At 68.7% G+C, this 15,634-nt stretch carries 20 protein-coding genes; 6 read left to right on the top strand and 14 right to left on the bottom strand.

Translation table 11 applies throughout. The features are described 5' to 3' along the window. Positions 1 to 2: 2 nt before the first annotated feature. Positions 3 to 491: a GNAT family N-acetyltransferase gene (locus B5F73_RS01410; RefSeq protein WP_087225294.1), complete on the top strand. Its 489-nt coding sequence runs from the start codon at positions 3 to 5 to the stop codon at positions 489 to 491. A gap of 92 nt (positions 492 to 583) precedes the next feature. Here B5F73_RS01410 and B5F73_RS01405 read toward each other — a convergent pair whose 3' ends face one another. The 11 genes from B5F73_RS01405 to rnd all read right to left on the bottom strand — a co-directional run bounded on the left by B5F73_RS01405 (position 584) and on the right by rnd (position 9,973). Further along, positions 584 to 1,324 (bottom strand): gamma-glutamyl-gamma-aminobutyrate hydrolase family protein, encoded by a 741-nt coding sequence (locus B5F73_RS01405; RefSeq protein ID WP_087225291.1) that lies wholly within the window; start codon positions 1,322 to 1,324, stop codon positions 584 to 586. A gap of 2 nt (positions 1,325 to 1,326) precedes the next feature. After that, positions 1,327 to 2,091 carry an amino acid ABC transporter ATP-binding protein gene (locus B5F73_RS01400; RefSeq protein WP_087225288.1) on the bottom strand — a complete coding sequence of 255 codons (765 nt, stop codon included), beginning with the start codon at positions 2,089 to 2,091 and terminating at the stop codon, positions 1,327 to 1,329. A 13-nt stretch (positions 2,092 to 2,104) separates the two neighbouring features. Further along, on the bottom strand, positions 2,105 to 2,938 hold the full coding sequence (locus B5F73_RS01395) for an amino acid ABC transporter permease (RefSeq protein WP_087225286.1): 834 nt from the start codon (positions 2,936 to 2,938) through the stop codon (positions 2,105 to 2,107). Then, positions 2,935 to 3,594: an amino acid ABC transporter permease gene (locus B5F73_RS01390; RefSeq protein ID WP_087225283.1), complete on the bottom strand. Its 660-nt coding sequence runs from the start codon at positions 3,592 to 3,594 to the stop codon at positions 2,935 to 2,937. The genes B5F73_RS01395 and B5F73_RS01390 overlap by 4 nt, the downstream gene beginning before the upstream one ends. Before the next feature lie 18 nt (positions 3,595 to 3,612). Beyond that, positions 3,613 to 4,578 carry a glutamate ABC transporter substrate-binding protein gene (locus B5F73_RS01385; protein WP_087225280.1) on the bottom strand — a complete coding sequence of 322 codons (966 nt, stop codon included), beginning with the start codon at positions 4,576 to 4,578 and terminating at the stop codon, positions 3,613 to 3,615. Positions 4,579 to 4,800: 222 nt separating this feature from the next. Further along, complete coding sequence (locus B5F73_RS01380) at positions 4,801 to 5,970, bottom strand: acetate kinase (RefSeq protein WP_087225277.1); 1,170 nt, start codon at positions 5,968 to 5,970, stop codon at positions 4,801 to 4,803. 106 nt (positions 5,971 to 6,076) lie between these two features. After that, the gene (locus B5F73_RS01375) at positions 6,077 to 6,421 is read right to left on the bottom strand and encodes a histidine triad nucleotide-binding protein (RefSeq protein ID WP_087225274.1); all 345 of its coding nucleotides are present in this window, start codon (positions 6,419 to 6,421) and stop codon (positions 6,077 to 6,079) included. Positions 6,422 to 6,441: 20 nt separating this feature from the next. After that, on the bottom strand, positions 6,442 to 6,711 hold the full coding sequence (xseB, locus tag B5F73_RS01370) for an exodeoxyribonuclease VII small subunit (protein ID WP_087225271.1): 270 nt from the start codon (positions 6,709 to 6,711) through the stop codon (positions 6,442 to 6,444). A gap of 19 nt (positions 6,712 to 6,730) precedes the next feature. Beyond that, entirely contained in the window at positions 6,731 to 8,077 is a 1,347-nt protein-coding gene (xseA, locus tag B5F73_RS01365) for an exodeoxyribonuclease VII large subunit (protein ID WP_087225268.1), read from the bottom strand. Continuing rightward, entirely contained in the window at positions 8,077 to 8,775 is a 699-nt protein-coding gene (locus B5F73_RS01360; RefSeq protein ID WP_087225265.1) for a zinc metallopeptidase, read from the bottom strand. Before B5F73_RS01360 ends, xseA begins: the two co-directional genes overlap by 1 nt. A gap of 67 nt (positions 8,776 to 8,842) precedes the next feature. Continuing rightward, positions 8,843 to 9,973 carry a ribonuclease D gene (rnd, locus tag B5F73_RS01355; protein WP_087225263.1) on the bottom strand — a complete coding sequence of 377 codons (1,131 nt, stop codon included), beginning with the start codon at positions 9,971 to 9,973 and terminating at the stop codon, positions 8,843 to 8,845. Positions 9,974 to 10,085: 112 nt separating this feature from the next. Here rnd and B5F73_RS01350 point away from each other — a divergent pair, with 112 nt between their 5' ends. Beyond that, positions 10,086 to 11,057 (top strand): diacylglycerol kinase family protein, encoded by a 972-nt coding sequence (locus B5F73_RS01350; protein ID WP_087225260.1) that lies wholly within the window; start codon positions 10,086 to 10,088, stop codon positions 11,055 to 11,057. A 6-nt stretch (positions 11,058 to 11,063) separates the two neighbouring features. Here the strand turns inward: B5F73_RS01350 and B5F73_RS01345 are convergent, their stop codons facing one another. The 3 genes from B5F73_RS01345 to B5F73_RS01335 are packed head-to-tail and all read right to left on the bottom strand — an operon-like array spanning position 11,064 to position 13,136. Next, complete coding sequence (locus B5F73_RS01345; RefSeq protein ID WP_087225256.1) at positions 11,064 to 11,375, bottom strand: AzlD domain-containing protein; 312 nt, start codon at positions 11,373 to 11,375, stop codon at positions 11,064 to 11,066. Continuing rightward, entirely contained in the window at positions 11,372 to 12,070 is a 699-nt protein-coding gene (locus B5F73_RS01340) for an AzlC family ABC transporter permease (RefSeq protein WP_204206230.1), read from the bottom strand. Before B5F73_RS01340 ends, B5F73_RS01345 begins: the two co-directional genes overlap by 4 nt. 1 nt (position 12,071) lies before the next feature. After that, complete coding sequence (locus B5F73_RS01335) at positions 12,072 to 13,136, bottom strand: Gfo/Idh/MocA family oxidoreductase (RefSeq protein ID WP_087225253.1); 1,065 nt, start codon at positions 13,134 to 13,136, stop codon at positions 12,072 to 12,074. A 107-nt stretch (positions 13,137 to 13,243) separates the two neighbouring features. On the opposite strand from B5F73_RS01335, the gene B5F73_RS01330 reads away from it, so the two are divergent. Genes B5F73_RS01330 through thyA form a run of 4 tightly spaced genes read left to right on the top strand, consistent with a single transcriptional unit; the run spans position 13,244 to position 15,605 of the window. After that, positions 13,244 to 13,972, top strand: a complete 729-nt coding sequence (locus B5F73_RS01330) for an acyl-ACP thioesterase domain-containing protein (protein ID WP_087225250.1) — start codon at positions 13,244 to 13,246, stop codon at positions 13,970 to 13,972. Next, entirely contained in the window at positions 13,969 to 14,388 is a 420-nt protein-coding gene (locus B5F73_RS01325; RefSeq protein WP_087225247.1) for a (deoxy)nucleoside triphosphate pyrophosphohydrolase, read from the top strand. The genes B5F73_RS01330 and B5F73_RS01325 overlap by 4 nt, the downstream gene beginning before the upstream one ends. Before the next feature lie 35 nt (positions 14,389 to 14,423). Further along, entirely contained in the window at positions 14,424 to 14,741 is a 318-nt protein-coding gene (locus B5F73_RS01320) for a hypothetical protein (RefSeq protein ID WP_087225244.1), read from the top strand. A gap of 15 nt (positions 14,742 to 14,756) precedes the next feature. Continuing rightward, positions 14,757 to 15,605 (top strand): thymidylate synthase, encoded by an 849-nt coding sequence (gene thyA / locus B5F73_RS01315; protein WP_087225241.1) that lies wholly within the window; start codon positions 14,757 to 14,759, stop codon positions 15,603 to 15,605. Positions 15,606 to 15,634: the final 29 nt, after the last annotated feature.

Genomic DNA, 15,634 nt, shown 5'->3' with positions numbered 1-15,634 from the left:
CCATGGGCCAGATTCGCCTTGCGAACACGGGCGACCTCGAGGCCGTCTGCTCAATCTACGACGCCGCGCGACGCTTCATGCACGCAAACGGCAACCCCACCCAGTGGCCTGGTGACTACCCCGGTCTCATTGACGCCGAGAAGGACCTCGAGGCCAGCGCCCTCTGGGTGCTCGACGAGGGGGCGGGCCCCATCGCCGTCATGAGCGTCCTGCCTGGTCCAGATCCGACCTACGCCGCGATCGAGGGCGAGCCCTGGCTGAGCGACGACCCCTACTGGGTCATGCACCGCCTCGCCGTGGCCGAGAGCGGTCGAGGCGCCGGCACGCGCATGCTCGAGTGGCTCTGCGCGCGGCATGACAACCTCCGCGCCGACACCCACGCCGACAACGTCCCCATGCAGCGAACGCTCGAGAGGTGCGGCTTCGTCCGCCGCGGCACGATCTGGGTCGAGGACGGCACCCCGAGAATCGCGTACCACTACGTGGGCTGACCGAGCGGCCACAGCCTGTTTCACAGGCTCAGCGCTCGCTTCGCTCGCTCGCTGCGCGAAATCGCCTGTCGAAACAGGCTGTGGCCGCTCGGTCAGCGGCACGCGTCGACGAAGCTCTTCCAGAGCGTGAAGTCGGTCTCAACGGTGCGCCACGTGTACTCGGGGTGCCACTGAACGCCGATGCAGAAGCGCCTGCCGGAGACCTCGATGCCCTCGGGGACGCCGTCGGTGGCGTGCGCGACCAGACGAACGTCCTCCCCCAGCCGGTCCACGCAGCAATGGTGGGCAGAGTTGGTCTGCACGAGCGTTGCCCCGCCGAGCGCGCAGGACAGCAGCGAGCCCTCCTCGACCTCGACGGGGTGGCAGACGGTGTTCAAGATGCCGGTGTGGCGCCACTGGACCATGCCCTCTCGGGCGCCGAGGCTCGGTACGTCCATGCAGAGCGTGCCGCCGAGCGCGACATTCAGGAGCTGCGTGCCGCGACAGGTGGTGAGAAGGGGCTTGTCGGCGGCGACAGCGGCGCGCAAGAGCGGCAGCTCGAAGGCGTCGCGCTGGGGGCAGAGGAGCGTCGGGTCGTACGGCCGCTCGTCACCCCAGAGCACGGGGTTGACGTCGGGTCCCCCCGGCACGGCGATGCCGTCGGCGCGGGAAACGTAGTCGGCTATGACGTCCTTATCCTCGGTGAGCGCCATCATGAGGGGCAGCCCTCCCGCCGCCGTGATGGCGTCCACGAAGCAGTCTGCGATGGCCTCCTGGGGGGCGATCGTCTCCGAGCCCTCCACGACAGGCGCCTCCCAGCGAGGGGCGACAAGAACGACCGGTCTTCTCGCCATGTCTAGTGCCCCTTGATCGAATCGAGGAACTCGCGGGCGCGCTGAGTCTTGGGATGGTCGAAGAACTCGTCGGGCGAGCCCTCCTCCACGATCTGGCCGTCGGCCATGAAGACCACGCGGTCGGCCACGCGGCGCGCGAAGCTCATCTCGTGCGTGACCACGACCATGGTCATGCCGCCGCGGGCGAGCTCGACCATGACGTCGAGGACCTCGTTGATCATCTCGGGATCGAGCGCGCTCGTGGGCTCGTCGAACATCATCGCCTTGGGGCGCATGGCGAGCGAGCGCGCAATAGCGGCTCGCTGCTGCTGACCCCCGGAGAGCTGGGCGGGCACCTTGTGGGCCTGCTCGGCGACGCCGACGCGCTCCAGGAGCTCCATCGCGTACTTCTCGGCCTCTTCCTTGCTCTGACCAAGCACTTCGCGGGGACCGAGGGTCACGTTCTCCAGAATCGTCTTGTGGGCGAAGAGGTTGAACTGCTGGAACACCATGCCGAGCTCCGAGCGCATGCGTGCGAGGTCGCGTCCCTCCTGCGGCAGCGGCTCTCCCTCGATGAGGATCTCGCCCGAGTCGATGGTCTCCAGGCGGTTGATGGTCCGGCACATGGTCGACTTGCCCGACCCGGAGGGGCCGATCACGACGAGCACCTCTCCCCTGCTCACGGTCAGGTTCACGTCACGCAGGACGTGGAGGTCGCCGTAGTGCTTGTCCACGTGGCGAAGCTCTATCACCGGCACGTTCTTCTCGGCTGCGCTGTCTTGGCTCATGACGATCCCGTTCCTAGCGAATGATCTTGACGCCCGTGCGGTGCGCGACGTAGACGGACGCCTTGTTGATGGCAAAGTTGATGAGGACGTAGATCACGGCGACGACCAGGTACATGGAGAGCAGCGCGTCGTAGTTGGTGATGAGCACGCGCGCGTTCTGCATGAGGTCGGGGTAGCTCACCACGTAGGCGACCGTCGTGTCCTTCACCACGACGACGAGCTGGGCGATGAGCGAGGGGATGACGTAGCGGATCGCCTGGGGCAGCACGATCAGCCCCATCGTCTTCCAGCGGCTGAGCCCGATCGAGTACGCCGCCTCCACCTGACCCTTGGGAACGGCGTTGACGCCGGCGCGGAAGACCTCGGCGAGCACGCCCGACGCGGCGAGCGCCACCGGCAGCGTGAGCATCCAGAAGGCGGGCATCTGGATGCCGTACTGCGGAACCACGAGGAAGAAGAAGTAGATCAGAAGCAGGCTCGGCACGCCGCGGAAGAAGTCGGTGACCACGCGGCAGGCGGCCGAGAGCGGGGCGATGCCGCTCGTGCGGCCCAGCATGAGCGCGAGGCCCAGCACGAGCGCGATGGCGCCCGCCGTGAGCGCGACCTCAACCGTGCCGACGAAGCCCTGCAGCAGGAAGCGCCACGTGGGCCACTCGAGCAGAAACGACCAGTAGCGTGGCGCCAGCTGACCCGTCACGTAGAACTGGCGGACCACGAGAGCCACGAGCAGGGCGAGAAGGACCGCGGAGACCGCCGTGCCGATCGCGATGCGCCGGCGCGTCCGCGGGCCGGGCGCCTCATAGAGGGCCGTACGCACGCTGGGTGCTGTCTGGGTGCGCGCGCTCATCGGAGGATCCTCACCCTCTTGTCGAGGCGGTTGCCGACGAAGGAGATGACGAACGCCGTGAGCACGTAGCCGAGCGCCGAGATCAGGAAGGCGAGGATGCCACCCGTGGCGCGCGTGTTGACGTAGGAGACGACGCCCGTGAGCTCCTGCGGCGCGAGGGGCACCTGGGAGCCGAGCGCCGTGGTGAGCATGACGGCGATGAGAAGGTTCGTCATGGGCAGCACCGTGGTGCGCAGCGCCTGCGGAATCACGATGTGCCGCAGGATCTGAGTGAACGTGAGCCCGACGGAGCGCGCCGCCTCGATCTGCCCGACGCCGATCGTGTTGATGCCGCTCATGAAGTTCTCGGAGCCAAAGGCCGAGCCCAGCAGCACGACCGTCACGATGACGCAGGTGCGCCAGTCGAGGACCACGCGAAGCTGCGGCAGCGCGTAGGCAATGAGGATGAGCAGCGCGACGCCGGGGATGTTGCGGAACACCTGGACGTAGAGCTCGCCGAGGGCACGCAGCGGCGCCACGGGGCTCACCCGCGCGACGGTCACGAGCACGGCGAGCACCATGACGAAGACGAACGAGACCGCCGTCATCGACCACGTGGCGAGAAGCCCGTCCAGGTAGTTCTGCCCGTATGTCCCGAGAAGCTCAGCGAGGCTCATGCGACTCCCCCGCGAACCCTACGCGCCAATCGCGGGCGGCTCGGGGACGGCGTCGATGCCGGCACGGTCGCCGATGCAGAGCTGCCAGAGCTCCTCCCAGACGCCCTCGTCCTCGATCTGCTGGAGCCAGGCGTTCACGAAGGCCACGCCGTCGGAGTCGAGCGGCAGGCCGATGCCGTAGGCGTCGACGGGGCCAAACTCCTCGCCCGCGAGGCGGTAGCGACCGGGGTTGCGCGTCATCGAGCCCATCTGCATGGCGGTGTCGATGACGTAGGCGTCGACGCGACCCTGGGAGAGCGCGGTGCGCGCCTCCTCGTCGGTCTTGAACTCCTGGACGCTGGCGTCGGGGGCGTACTCCTCCAGGATCGCCGGGCCGGTGGAACCGGACTGTGCGGCCACGTTCTTGCCCGCGAGGTCCTCGACGGAGTTGATGTCGGAGTTGTCGGCCATCACGAGGATGGACTGCTGCGTGGTGTAGTACGGGCCGGCGAAGGAGATGACCTTCTTGCGGTCGTCGTTGATCGAGTAGGTGGCAAAGACGACGTCGACCTGGTCGTTCTGCAGGACCGACTCGCGCGTGTCAGAGGTGACCTGAGTGATCTCCTGCTTGGTCTCGTCCCCGAGGATGTAGCGCGTGAGCAGCTGGGACAGGCCCGCGTCGAAGCCGCGGGTCTTGCCGTCCTGCTCGTTCAGCGACGAGAAGAGCAGCGAGGTCTGGACGCCGCCGACGCGGAGCTTGCCGGCCTCACGCACGGCCGTGGCCCACGCGCTCGCGGCGACGACGTCGTCGGCGGCAACGGCACCCGAGGCGATGAGCTCGTCGTAGGCGGTGGCGTCGAGCTTTGTCTCCTCGGTCGCGCCCTCGTCGGTCTCGGGGGCGGGGGCCTCAGCGTCGCCGCAGGCGACGAGGCCGAGGGAGGCAAGGGCAGCGGCGCCGAGGCCGAGGGCCTGGCGGCGGTTGAGCATGAGGTCGTTGAGCGACATGGGGACTTCCTTTCGATGGGGTCTCCGTACACATTTGCAAATTGTACCCAAAACACTAGGAATTAAATCCCGTCAGCCGCTCACCCGTCACCTCCCCGTAACCTCGACTCGAGGAGACCTGCGGCGCCACGGGCATTTCTCGAAGCATGTTTCTTGAGAGAGGCCCGGCTCCCCAGGAGCCGGGCCTCTCGAAAGCACATGCGGAGGGAAATGCCCGTGGCGCTACCCCAACAGCTCCTCGACGTCGAGCGCGATCATGTACTCCTCGTTGGTGGGGACCACCATGACGGTGATCGCGGAGTCGGGCGTGGAGATCACGCGCGGCTCGTCGGAGCGCGGCGCGTTCTTCTCGGCGTCGATCTTGACGCCCATCCAGCCGAGGAGCTTGCAGATGTCGGCACGAATCTCGGGCGCGTTCTCGCCGATGCCCGCGGTGAAGACCATCGTGTCGACGCCCTGCATGGAGGCGGCCATCTCGGCGAAGAGCTGGGAGACCCGGTAGTTGAACATGTCGAGGGCCATCTGGCACTTCTCGTCGCCCTCGGCGGCACCGGCCTCGATGTCGCGGGAGTCGGACGAGACCTCGGAAACGGCGAGAAGACCGGACTTCTTGTTCATCATCGTGTCGATCTCGTCGATGCTCATGTGCGCCTCGCGGCTGAGGTAGAAGACCGTGGCGGGGTCGAGCGTGCCGCAGCGCGTGCCCATGATGAGGCCGTCGAGCGGCGTGAGGCCCATGGTGGTGTCCATGCACTTGCCGTCCTGGATGGCGCAGAGGCTGGCACCGGAGCCGAGGTGGCAGCTCACGAGCTTGTGGGTCTTGTCGCCCATCATCTCGTGGACCGTGCGCCAGATGAAGCGGTGGCTCGTGCCGTGGGCGCCGTACTTGCGGACGTGGTAGGTGTCGGCGACGTCACGCGGGATGGCATAGCGCCAGGCGTGCTCGGGCATGTGGTAGTGGAAGGAGGTGTCGGGCACGATGACGTTGCCGAGCTCGGGGAACATGTCGCGGCAGATCTCGATGACGTCGGCCTCGGCGTAGTTGTGCAGCGGCGCCAGCGGCGCGACCTCGCGGACCTGGGCGAGCGTCTCGTCGGTCACGACGGCGGACTCGGGGAAGTACCAGCCGCCCTGGACCACGCGGTGGCCGATGCCGCCGATGGGCTTGTCAACGGTCTTGAGGATGTCGAAGACGTACTTGATGGCGGTCTTGTGGTCCGGGAGCGCGACCTCGAGCTTCTGCTTCTCCCCGCCCATCTCCTCGTGACCGACGAAGGAACCGTCGATGCCGATGCGCTCGCAGTTGCCCTTGGCGTAGACCTCGCGCGTGTCCACGTCCAGGAGCTGGTACTTGAGCGACGAGCTGCCGGCGTTGATAACAAGGACGTTCATGACTCTCCTCCCGCGGGGTCTCCCCCACTCGGCGCTGAAACACAACACTCACATGATACGCCCGGCACGTCACCGCAACGGGTGACTTCGGCGAGCGCGCAGCAACCTAGGCCGGGATGAGCCCCTCGCCGAGCGGCTTGCCCCCGAGGACGTGCATGTGCAGGTGCATGACGGTCTGGCCGGCGGCGGTGCCCGTGTTCATGATGCAGCGGAAGCCGCTCTCGGCGACGCCGCACCTCTCGGCCACCGCGCGGACGGCGGCCTCCATCGAGGCGAGCGTCTCGGCCGGCACGTCGTCGACGAAGTTGTCGTGATGGGCCTTGGGGACCACGAGGACGTGGACGGGCGCCTGCGGGTTGAGGTCGTTGAAGGCGACGACGTTCTCGTCCTCGTAGAGGAACTCGGTGGGGATCTCCCCGTTGGCGATCTTGCAGAAGATGCAGTCGGACATGGTTACCTCCTTCTGGGTTGCTACTCGTCGAGATAGGCGGTCTTGGGGGCCGACGCGGTGTCGGTCGTGACGGCGCCCTCGTCGGTTGCGTCGAGAAGGACGCGCACCTTCTGCTCGGCGCCGGCGAGCCGCTCTCGCAGGCTCTTGAGGAGCTCGACGCCTCGGCTGTAGCGCTCGAGCGACTCCTCGAGCTCGAGCTCGCCCGACTCGAGCGCCCGCACGATCTGCTCGAGCTCGATGGAGGCCTCCTTGAACGTCATGTCCTCGATCTTCCTGGGCTCGTCTGCCATCTCTTCCCCTTTCCGGGCGCTAGGCCCGATCGGTGTTTACCTTGGTGACCGTCGCGTCAAAGGACCCGCTCCCGAGAAGGACCCTGACCTCGTCTCCCCTCGCGAGCTCGGCCGCGTCCTTCACGACGCCGCCCCCCGAGTCGCGCGCTATCGCGTAGCCGCGCGCGAGGACCGACAGGGGCGAGAGGGCGTCGAGGGAGGCGGCGAGGCGCGCCAGCGTGGACTCGGCCGGACGTGCGATCTGCGACCCGGCGGCGCTCAGACGCGAAGCGAGCTGCTCGCTGCGGTCGCGCGAGCGCGAGAGCGAGCGCGGGACTGCGTCATGGAGGCGCTGCTCGGTCTGCAGGAGGTCGGAAGCGCGGTCGCGCACGGAGGACAGCGGGTCGGCGAGGCAGCGGCGGGCGCCGAGGGCGTCGAGCGCCACGCGACGGCGCGAGACGTCCGCCTCGACGCTCCTCGCCATGAGGCGCGCCGAGGAGTCGAGGCGCTGGCGCCTGAACTCGAGCGCGGCCGTCATGGCCCTGCCGAGCCTGACCTGGCGCTGCAGCATCTGACGCTCGACCTCGTCGATCGCGGGGGCGACGGACTCGGCGGCGGCGGTGGGCGTCGAGGCGCGACGGTCGGCCACCATGTCGGAGATCGTGGTGTCGGGCTCGTGCCCGATCCCGGTCACGACCGGGACGGGGCAGGCCGCGATCGCCCGGGCCAGCCCCTCGTCGTTGAAGCACATGAGGTCCTCGAAGGAGCCGCCGCCCCTCACGAGCAGGACGGCGTCGGGGCGTGAGGCTGCGGCGACGCCGAGCGCGCGGATGATGGTCGCCGGCGCGTCGGAGCCCTGGACCGAGCAGCCGACGACGTCGATCTGGACGAGCGGGTTGCGACGGGCGAGCGTGCGCTTCACGTCCTCGATCACGCTGCCCGAGAGCGACGTCACGACGCACACCCGAGAGCAGAACGCCGGCACGTGACGCTTGCGGGACGCTTCCATGAGACCCTCGCGCTCGAGGGCGCGGGCGAGCTCGGCGACCTGCTGACGCAGGAGGCCCTCCCCCGCCGCCTCCACGCGGCTCGCGACGAACGACAGCTTGCCCGAGGCCTTGTAGACGTCAAACTTGCCGGTGAGCTGCACCGAGAGCCCGTCGCGCAGCTCGAACCCCATCTTCTGGGCCGTGCCGCGCCACACGATGACGCTCATCGAGGCTCCGTCGTCCTTCACCTCGAAGTAGCAGTGGCCGGAGCGCGCGTTGGGGCCGCGGAAGCCAGACACCTCGCCGTTCACGACGAGCGTGGGCCACGCGGAGACGGCGCCCTTGGCGAGCGCCACGGCGTCGGTGACGGACAGGGGCTGGGTGCGCTCGTCCGACATCAGTCGTTGCTCCTGCCGCCGTAGCGGCCGAGAAGGTAGACGAGCTGCATGATGGAGGTCAGCGCCGCGGCGACGTAGGTGAGCGCGGCGGCGATCAGCACCGAGCGCGCGCCCTTCTCGTCGAGCCCGGAGCCGCGGGAGGAGAGGAACGCGACGGCACGGCGCGACGCGTCGATCTCTACGGGAAGCGTGACGACCTGGAAGACGACCGCCACCGCGAACAGGACGATCGCGAGCTGCACGAGGCCGCCGAGGTTGAGCAGCACGCCCGCGAGAAGAACGAGGATCCAGGAGTTCTCGGCGATGCCGACGGCCGGGACGAGCATGGTCCGGACGCGGTACGGGAAGAACCCCTGAGCGGCCTGGATGGCGTGCCCGGCCTCGTGGCAGGCGACGGCGAGCGAGGCGACAGAGGCGCCGCGGTAGTTGTCATCCGAGAGGTGGAGCTTGTTGTCGCGGGGATCGTAGTGGTCGGTCAGCGTACCCGCCACGCGGGTGATGCCAACGCCGGAGGCTCCCCCGTCGGCGAGCATGACGCGGGCGACCTCGGCCCCGGTCCCGGGGATGCCGGCGTCGACCTGGGACCACTTGCGGTAGGTGCTCTTGATGTATGCCTGCGCGGCGGTGCCCAGGACGAGCGCGACGAGAACGACGACGAGGTATCCGGCGTCCACGCCATAGCCAATGTAGAAGGGCATCCTGTCTCCAATCGTCGGGTACGTGGACCATTCTACCCGCCCGACCGGACGACAATCGGCAGGACGTCTAGAGGAGCTCGATCCTCCCGTCGCGAACGGTGAGGCCGACCTCGCCCGAGAGAAGCCGCTCGAGCGTCGAGCCCGCGAGCTCGTGGCGCCATCCCGAGGCGAGGGGCGAGCTGTCGTGATCCTGCATGAAGTCGAGGAGGTCGTCCCTGGTCGCGATGAGCTGCGTCGCCACGCCGCTCCTCTCGGAGACGAGCCTCAGCACCGCGTACATGAGGTCGACCACGCCCTCTGCCTCGGCGCTCGGCCGCACGTGACGGTCGACCTTCGGGCACTCCTCTGCCGGGCATGCCGTCCCGCGGGCGACCGCCTCGAGAAGGGCGCGGCCGTCGCGCTCGCCGATCTGGTCGGTGCCGCGAATGCGCCGCAGGCGGTCGAGCGTGGAGGGCGTGCGCTTGCACACCTCGACTATGACCTCGTCGGACGCCACCCACTTGCGGGGCAGGTCGCGACGGGCGGCGGTGTCCTCGCGCCAGGCGCAGACCTCCCGCGCGATGGCGAGCTGGCGCCTGGTGAGCGAGCCCGCCCTCCGCAGACGGCGGAACGCCTCGCGCGGGTCGCGACGGATGCGGGACGGGTCGCAGAGGGCCTCCATCTCGGGGGCCACCCACGAGAGGCGGTCCCGCTCGACGAGCTCCGTCATCATCCGCTCGTAGATGCCGGGGAGGTAGCGGACGTCGTCCTCCGCGTAGGTGAGCTGCTCGGGGTCGAGCGGTCTGCGCGACCAGTCGGTGAGGGACTCCGCCTTGGGGAGCCTGACGCCGCAGTAGGACTCGACGAGCGAGGCATAGCTCACCTGCTGGCGGAGGCCGAGAAAGGCCGCGGCGAGCTGCGTGTCGAACACGGGCGCGCAGGTGACGCCCATGCCGTCGAGCAGCACCTCGAGGTCCTGTCCGCATGCGTGGAACACCTTGGTGACGGACGGGTCCTCGAAGACGGCCGCGAGCGGGGCGAGGTCGTCGATCAGGATCGGGTCGATGGCGGCGATGTCGTCGCCGACCGCCACCTGGACGAGGCAGAGCTTGGGGAAGTAGGTCCTCTCGCGGAGGAACTCGGTGTCGACGGCGATCACCTTCGCCGCGGAGGCGAGCTCGCAGAACCGCTCAAGCTCGGTCTTGGTGGAGATGTACAAGTCGCTCGATTCTCCCCCCGAGGGGGCCGGGTACGCTACGATGGGGTCGGCCCCTCGCGAGGCCGACCCCTATGATAGCCAATCGGCCGCCATGGCCCGGGAGGAGATTCCCTTGCGCGCCCTCATCGTCCACAACCCCCGCTCCGGCTTTGGGTCGGACGCGATCTTCCAGTTTGAGAGAGCCCTGCTCCAGGCGGGCGACGAGTGCGTCATGCGCGTGCTGACCGACGACTTCGTGGCGCGCGAGGCGGTCTCGGACGCCGCCGGGTTCGACGTCGTCGTGCTCTCGGGGGGCGACGGCACGATCTCCTCGCTGCTCTACGAGCTCCGCGACCTGTCGGTGCCCGTCTGCGCGTTTCCCTCCGGCACGGCGAACCTCCTCTGCTCCAACCTCGGAAACGCCCCCGAGCCCTTCGCGCTCGCTCGCGCCTGCCGCATAGGCAAGACGGCGGCGCTCGACCTCGGGGAGATCTCGTGGGCGTCCGACGACGGGGAGGAGCACACCACCGGCTTCGCCCTCATGTCGGGCACCGGGTTCGACGCCCAGCTCATGCAGGCGGCCCTCCCCAACAAGGCGATCATGGGCCAGGCGGCCTACTTCGCCGCCGCGCTCGCGAACCCCCGCCCGACGGTGGCGCGCTTCTCCATCACCGTCGACGGCGAGACGCACGAGCGCGAGGGAATCACCTGCCTCGTCGCAAACACGGCGACTATCCAGGGGGACATCCAGATCATCCCCGACTGCCGCATGGACGACGGCCTTCTCGACGTCATCGTCGTGGAGACGTCCGACGCCGCGCAGCTCCTGAAGCCCCTGGCCGTCGGCCTGCTCGACCGCAGCGGACACGCCGTGGGAAGGCCGCACATCGAGTCGTTCAGGGGCAGGGAGATCAAGATCGTGTCCTCGGTCCCGGTCCCGCTCGAGGTCGACGGCGACGTCGCCCCCGGGCTCGTGAGCTCCTACGAGGCGCGCGTCCTTCCCCGGGCCGCCCAGCTCGTCGTGGATCCCATGAGCCCCTACGGCACGGCCGACGACGGCTCCTCCCGCTTCGGCGGCTCCGACGTCATCGCCTACCCCAAGTAGGGCGCGTCAGGGCACGAGCGTGAGCAGCGCGTAGGCCGCCATCCCGACGAGCGCGCACCAGATCAGCGACCCCGTCCTTCTCGCCACCACCACCACGGCGCCGGCGGCGGCGAGCTGCCTCCAGGAGAGGCCGCCGGCCGGGTCGAAGAGGTCGTTGGCAACGAGCGCGGCGAATGCCGCGGGAGGGATGAGGCCGAGCGCCTCGCTCACGCGCGGGGACAGCTCCCTGCCCTTGAGCGCGAGCAGCGGGACGCAGCGGCACGCCAGGATCACGGCGAGCACGCAGACGTAGAAGACGAGGAAGTCTCCCCAGCTCATGCCCTCGCCTCCCCGCGCCCCCGCGCGCCGGCGACCAACCCCGCGCACACGCCGGCGACGGCCCCGAGCAGAACCGACAGCGAGCCCAGGCCGAGTGCCTTGAGCGCCACGACGGTGAGGGCCGAGGTCGCAACGACCGCGACCGTGACGGCCGACCAGCGACGCGAGACGAGCAGGCACACGAAGATCGACGTCATCGCGAACGACATGATCGTCGTGGGGATGGCGAGCGCCGGACCGACGAGGGCGCCCAGCGCGTTCGCGAGGGCCCAGGAGAACATGCTCAGCAGGTTGACGAGCGTCGCGCGGGCGGGAGTCCACGAGTCGTCCTCGACGAAGCGCTCGAGGTTCACGCCAAAGCTCTCGTCGGTGACGGTCGCGGCGAAGAGGGCGGCGAGCGGCCGCGGCGCGCGGGCGACGTAGGGCGAGAGCGCCGCCGAGTAGAGGACCTGGCGGGTGCTCACGAGCGCGACGCTCGCGATCATGGAGGCGAGCGGCGTCCCCGCGAGCGCGAGCGACGCCATCATGAACTGGCCCGCCCCCGAGTAGAAGGTCGCCGAGACCACGAACGCGGCGATCGGGCCGATGCCAACCTCGGCCGCCATCACGCCGCACGGGATGCCGATCGTGACGTAGCCGAGCATGACGGGAAGCGCCGCGCGCAGGGCGCAGCCGAGGTCGGAGCGCGCGACCATGCTAGCGGTCGTCGTCCGCCGGGAAGCGCACGCCCACCTGTCGACGGATCTCGTCCATGACCGCGAGCGAGTCGACCGTGACGCGCTCGAAGCGGTCGCGGGCGAGAAGGGCCCTCTCGTCGCCGGTCACCGCGGCGACGAAGTCGTCGATCTCGCAGACCATGTCGTTGTCGGGGACGTCGACGGGGATGGGGGTGGCCTCCATGCCCTCCATGCGGAAGATGAGGCCCTTGTCCTCGTGGACGTGGAGGCGCGGGTTCACGGGGCACGAGGTCTGGTCCCACAGGAGCGTCCCCTCCTCGCCCTCGACCTGGGAGGGCAGAAGGTCGTCGCTCATCTTCCCGTAGGACAGGCTCACGATCTTGTCTCCGTAGCCGAGCAGCGCCTCGCCGGCGAGGTCCACGGTGCCGCAGGGGTCGTCCTCGGCGCAGCCGGGAACGGCCGTGGTCACGGCGAGGGCGCGGACGGTCTCGGGGCGCCCGAAGAGCGCGACGGCGGGCTCGACGCAGTAGACGCCGATGTCCATGAGGGCCCCGCCGGCGAGCGCGGGATCGAAGACGTTCAGCCGCTCGCCCGCGCGCAGGCGCGCCATGCGGGAGGTCACCTTGGCGAAGCGCAGCGTGGCAAGGCGGATCGCTCCGAGATCGGACGCGCAGGCGCGCTCGATCGCGGCGAAGGTGGGCACGTGGAGGTTGCGCATGGCCTCCATGACGACCACACCGCGCTCGCGCGCCGCGTCGAACACCCCGCGTGCCTCGCGCTCGTTGGACGCGAGCGACTTCTCGACGAGGACGTGCTTGCCGCCCGCGATCATCTCGAGCGCCTGTCGGGCGTGGGCGGCATTGGGGCTCGCCACGTAGACGGCGTCCACCTCCGGGCATGACGCGAGCTCGCGGAGGTCGTCGAAGAACAGCCGCGCTCCGTACCTGCCCCCAAAGTCACGGGCGCGCGCGAGGTCGCGCGAGTAGGTGCCCACGTACTCGACGCCCTTCGCCTCGGAGAGCGCCTCGAGGAAGCGCTCGCAGATTCCGCTCGTACCGATGGTCGCAAACCTGACCGTGCCCATCTTCCTCCCCTTTCTTAGGCCTCGTTCGATTCTAGCACCGCGCTTTTCTCGCACGCGGGCTCGAGGACTGCTATGGTCTTGTTCGTCGGGCGAGAGGAACGGGTGACATGTACTCCTTTCAGAGCAGGGTGCGATACAGCGAGTGCGACGATACGGGTCGTCTCTCGGTCGTCGCGATGGTCAACTATCTGCAGGACGCCTCGACGTTCCAGTCGGAGGAGTTCGACCGTGGCTTTGCGAGCCTGCGAGACAAGGGCATCGCCTGGATTCTCGCCAACTGGCGAATCGAGGTGGACCGACTTCCCCGCCTCGGGGAGCGCATCGAGGTGTCCACCTGGTGCTACGAGATGACGCGCTCCCACGCCCTGCGACGCTTCGCCATCACCGACGAGGCCGGGAGAGAGGTGGTCAGGGCCGACTCCCAGTGGTTCGTCCTCGACACGACGAGCGGTCACGTGACGCGCGTTCCGGACGACCAGCGCGCCTACCTCTCAGCCGAGCCCCGCGGCGACATGGGCCCGCTCGGTCGGCGCATCCGCCCCGAGGGACCGGGGACCCCCACCTCGCCGGCGCGGGTCCGGGCGCACAACCTCGACACCAACCACCACATGAACAACGCGCAGTACGTCCTTCTCGCCCACGATGCGATGGAGGAGCTGGGCGTCTCGGGAGGGCTGGGGAGCATCACGGTTCTCTACCGGAAGATGGCGCTTCTCGGCGACGTCGTGACGCCCGTCGTCCACGAGGGCGCCCATGGCTGCGACGTGGGCCTGACCGACGCGGACGGCGACACCTACGCGCTCGTTCAGTTTGAGCTTCGACGGGAGGAAGCATGAACGTACACGTCTCCGCGGCGCTGATCTGCCGCGACGGAAGGCTGCTCGCGGCAAGGCGGGCCGCGGGCGAGCAGGAGGGCCTCTGGGAGCTCCCGGGCGGCAAGGTTCGCGTGGGCGAGCGCGCCGACGAGGCGCTGCGCCGCGAGGTAGCCGAGGAGCTCGGGGTCGAGGTCGGCGCCGCCTGGCTCTACGACACCGTCGAGCACGACTACCCCGAGTTCCATCTCACGATGGACTGCTTCGTCTGCCGGCTCGCGGACGGGTCCGAGCCCGTGGCGCACGAGGGGGTCCACTCCGAGCTGCGCTGGCTCGGCCGCGACGAGCTGTTCGACGTCGAGTGGCTCCCCGCCGACGTCACGCTGATGCGCTCGCTCTCCTACTACTGGGACGAGGCCTTCGCCGACCAGCTCCTCTAGCGTCCTGTATGATGGAGCCGACGAGAGGAGCACCAATGTCAGAAGAGAGCACCCCGGAGCGCTGCGACGAGACGCCCGTCATAGAGGGCCCGAGCGCCACGACCGACCCGGGCAACGCCGACTCCGGCCCCACGGCCTACGTCGTCTTCGCCATCGCCGTCGCGCTTCTCGCCCTGCTCGTCCTCAGCCTCACCAACTGCGTGAGCGCCCTCGGGACGTTCGTCGCCACGCACTACGACGAGCCCGAGTTCGAATCCTCCCCCGACACCCTTGACGAGTGGGACTGGGAGCATGACTTTGACGAGCACGTCAACGGCGACTGGGACGCCAGCGAGCCGCTCACCAGGGCCTGACGCGAAGGGAGCGCCATGAGCAAGGCAGACGACATCTTCGTCTCGATGTGCTCCGACATCATCGAGCACGGCACGACCACCGAGGGGCAGAGGGTTCGCCCCCGCTGGGAGGACGGCACGCCCGCCTACACCATCAAGCGCTTTGGCGTGTGCAACCGCTACGACCTGCGCGAGGAGTTCCCGGCACTGACGCTTCGCCGCACCGCCCTCAAGTCCGCGATGGACGAGGTCCTCTGGATATACCAGCGCAAGTCCAACAACATCCACGACCTCAACTCCCACATCTGGGACGAGTGGGCCGACGAGTCGGGCTCGATCGGCAAGGCGTACGGCTATCAGGTTGGCGTGAAGTCCCACTACCCTGACGGCGACTACGACCAGATGGACCGCGTCCTCAAGGACCTGCGCGAGAACCCCTACTCCCGCCGCATCATGACGAACCTCTACACGTTTGCCGACCTCTCGGAGATGAACCTCTACCCCTGCGCCTACAACGCGATCTACAACGTCACGCAGGAGCCGGGCGAGGAGCGACCCACCCTCAACATGGTGCTCGTCCAGCGCAGCCAAGACGTGCTCGCAGCCAACAACTGGAACGTGTGCCAGTACGCGATCCTGCTCATGATGGTGGCCCAGGTCTCGAACATGAACGCCGGCGAGCTCGTCCACATGATCGCCGACGCCCACATCTACGACCGTCACGTGGACGTCGTGCGCGAGCTCATCTCGCGCCCCACGTATCCGGCGCCCACCGTCCGCCTGAACCCCGAGGTCACGGACTTCTACGACTTCACGACCGCCGACCTGATCGTCGAGAACTACCAGCACGGCCCGCAGGTCACGGACATCCCGATCGCGGTCTGAGCACCCGGCGAGAGGGCGAGAAGGACAAT

It is taken from the genome of Olsenella sp. An270, assembly GCF_002159735.1.
Classification (GTDB): domain Bacteria; phylum Actinomycetota; class Coriobacteriia; order Coriobacteriales; family Atopobiaceae; genus Thermophilibacter.
Note: the sequence above shows the minus strand (reverse complement) of the source record. Positions and strands in the feature narration are given on the sequence as shown.

Excerpts from the sequence above, each read along its gene's own strand:
- B5F73_RS01410 (WP_087225294.1), top strand. The coding sequence starts at position 3 with ATGGGCCAGATTCGCCTTGCGAACACGGGCGACCTCGAGGCCGTCTGC.
- B5F73_RS01405 (WP_087225291.1), bottom strand. The coding sequence starts at position 1,324 with ATGGCGAGAAGACCGGTCGTTCTTGTCGCCCCTCGCTGGGAGGCGCCT.
- B5F73_RS01400 (WP_087225288.1), bottom strand. The coding sequence starts at position 2,091 with ATGAGCCAAGACAGCGCAGCCGAGAAGAACGTGCCGGTGATAGAGCTT.
- B5F73_RS01395 (WP_087225286.1), bottom strand. The coding sequence starts at position 2,938 with ATGAGCGCGCGCACCCAGACAGCACCCAGCGTGCGTACGGCCCTCTAT.
- B5F73_RS01390 (WP_087225283.1), bottom strand. The coding sequence starts at position 3,594 with ATGAGCCTCGCTGAGCTTCTCGGGACATACGGGCAGAACTACCTGGAC.
- B5F73_RS01385 (WP_087225280.1), bottom strand. The coding sequence starts at position 4,578 with ATGTCGCTCAACGACCTCATGCTCAACCGCCGCCAGGCCCTCGGCCTC.
- B5F73_RS01380 (WP_087225277.1), bottom strand. The coding sequence starts at position 5,970 with ATGAACGTCCTTGTTATCAACGCCGGCAGCTCGTCGCTCAAGTACCAG.
- B5F73_RS01375 (WP_087225274.1), bottom strand. The coding sequence starts at position 6,421 with ATGTCCGACTGCATCTTCTGCAAGATCGCCAACGGGGAGATCCCCACC.
- xseB (WP_087225271.1), bottom strand. The coding sequence starts at position 6,711 with ATGGCAGACGAGCCCAGGAAGATCGAGGACATGACGTTCAAGGAGGCC.
- xseA (WP_087225268.1), bottom strand. The coding sequence starts at position 8,077 with ATGTCGGACGAGCGCACCCAGCCCCTGTCCGTCACCGACGCCGTGGCG.
- B5F73_RS01360 (WP_087225265.1), bottom strand. The coding sequence starts at position 8,775 with ATGCCCTTCTACATTGGCTATGGCGTGGACGCCGGATACCTCGTCGTC.
- B5F73_RS01345 (WP_087225256.1), bottom strand. The coding sequence starts at position 11,375 with ATGAGCTGGGGAGACTTCCTCGTCTTCTACGTCTGCGTGCTCGCCGTG.
- B5F73_RS01340 (WP_204206230.1), bottom strand. The coding sequence starts at position 12,070 with ATGGTCGCGCGCTCCGACCTCGGCTGCGCCCTGCGCGCGGCGCTTCCC.
- B5F73_RS01335 (WP_087225253.1), bottom strand. The coding sequence starts at position 13,136 with ATGGGCACGGTCAGGTTTGCGACCATCGGTACGAGCGGAATCTGCGAG.
- B5F73_RS01330 (WP_087225250.1), top strand. The coding sequence starts at position 13,244 with ATGTACTCCTTTCAGAGCAGGGTGCGATACAGCGAGTGCGACGATACG.
- B5F73_RS01325 (WP_087225247.1), top strand. The coding sequence starts at position 13,969 with ATGAACGTACACGTCTCCGCGGCGCTGATCTGCCGCGACGGAAGGCTG.
- B5F73_RS01320 (WP_087225244.1), top strand. The coding sequence starts at position 14,424 with ATGTCAGAAGAGAGCACCCCGGAGCGCTGCGACGAGACGCCCGTCATA.
- thyA (WP_087225241.1), top strand. The coding sequence starts at position 14,757 with ATGAGCAAGGCAGACGACATCTTCGTCTCGATGTGCTCCGACATCATC.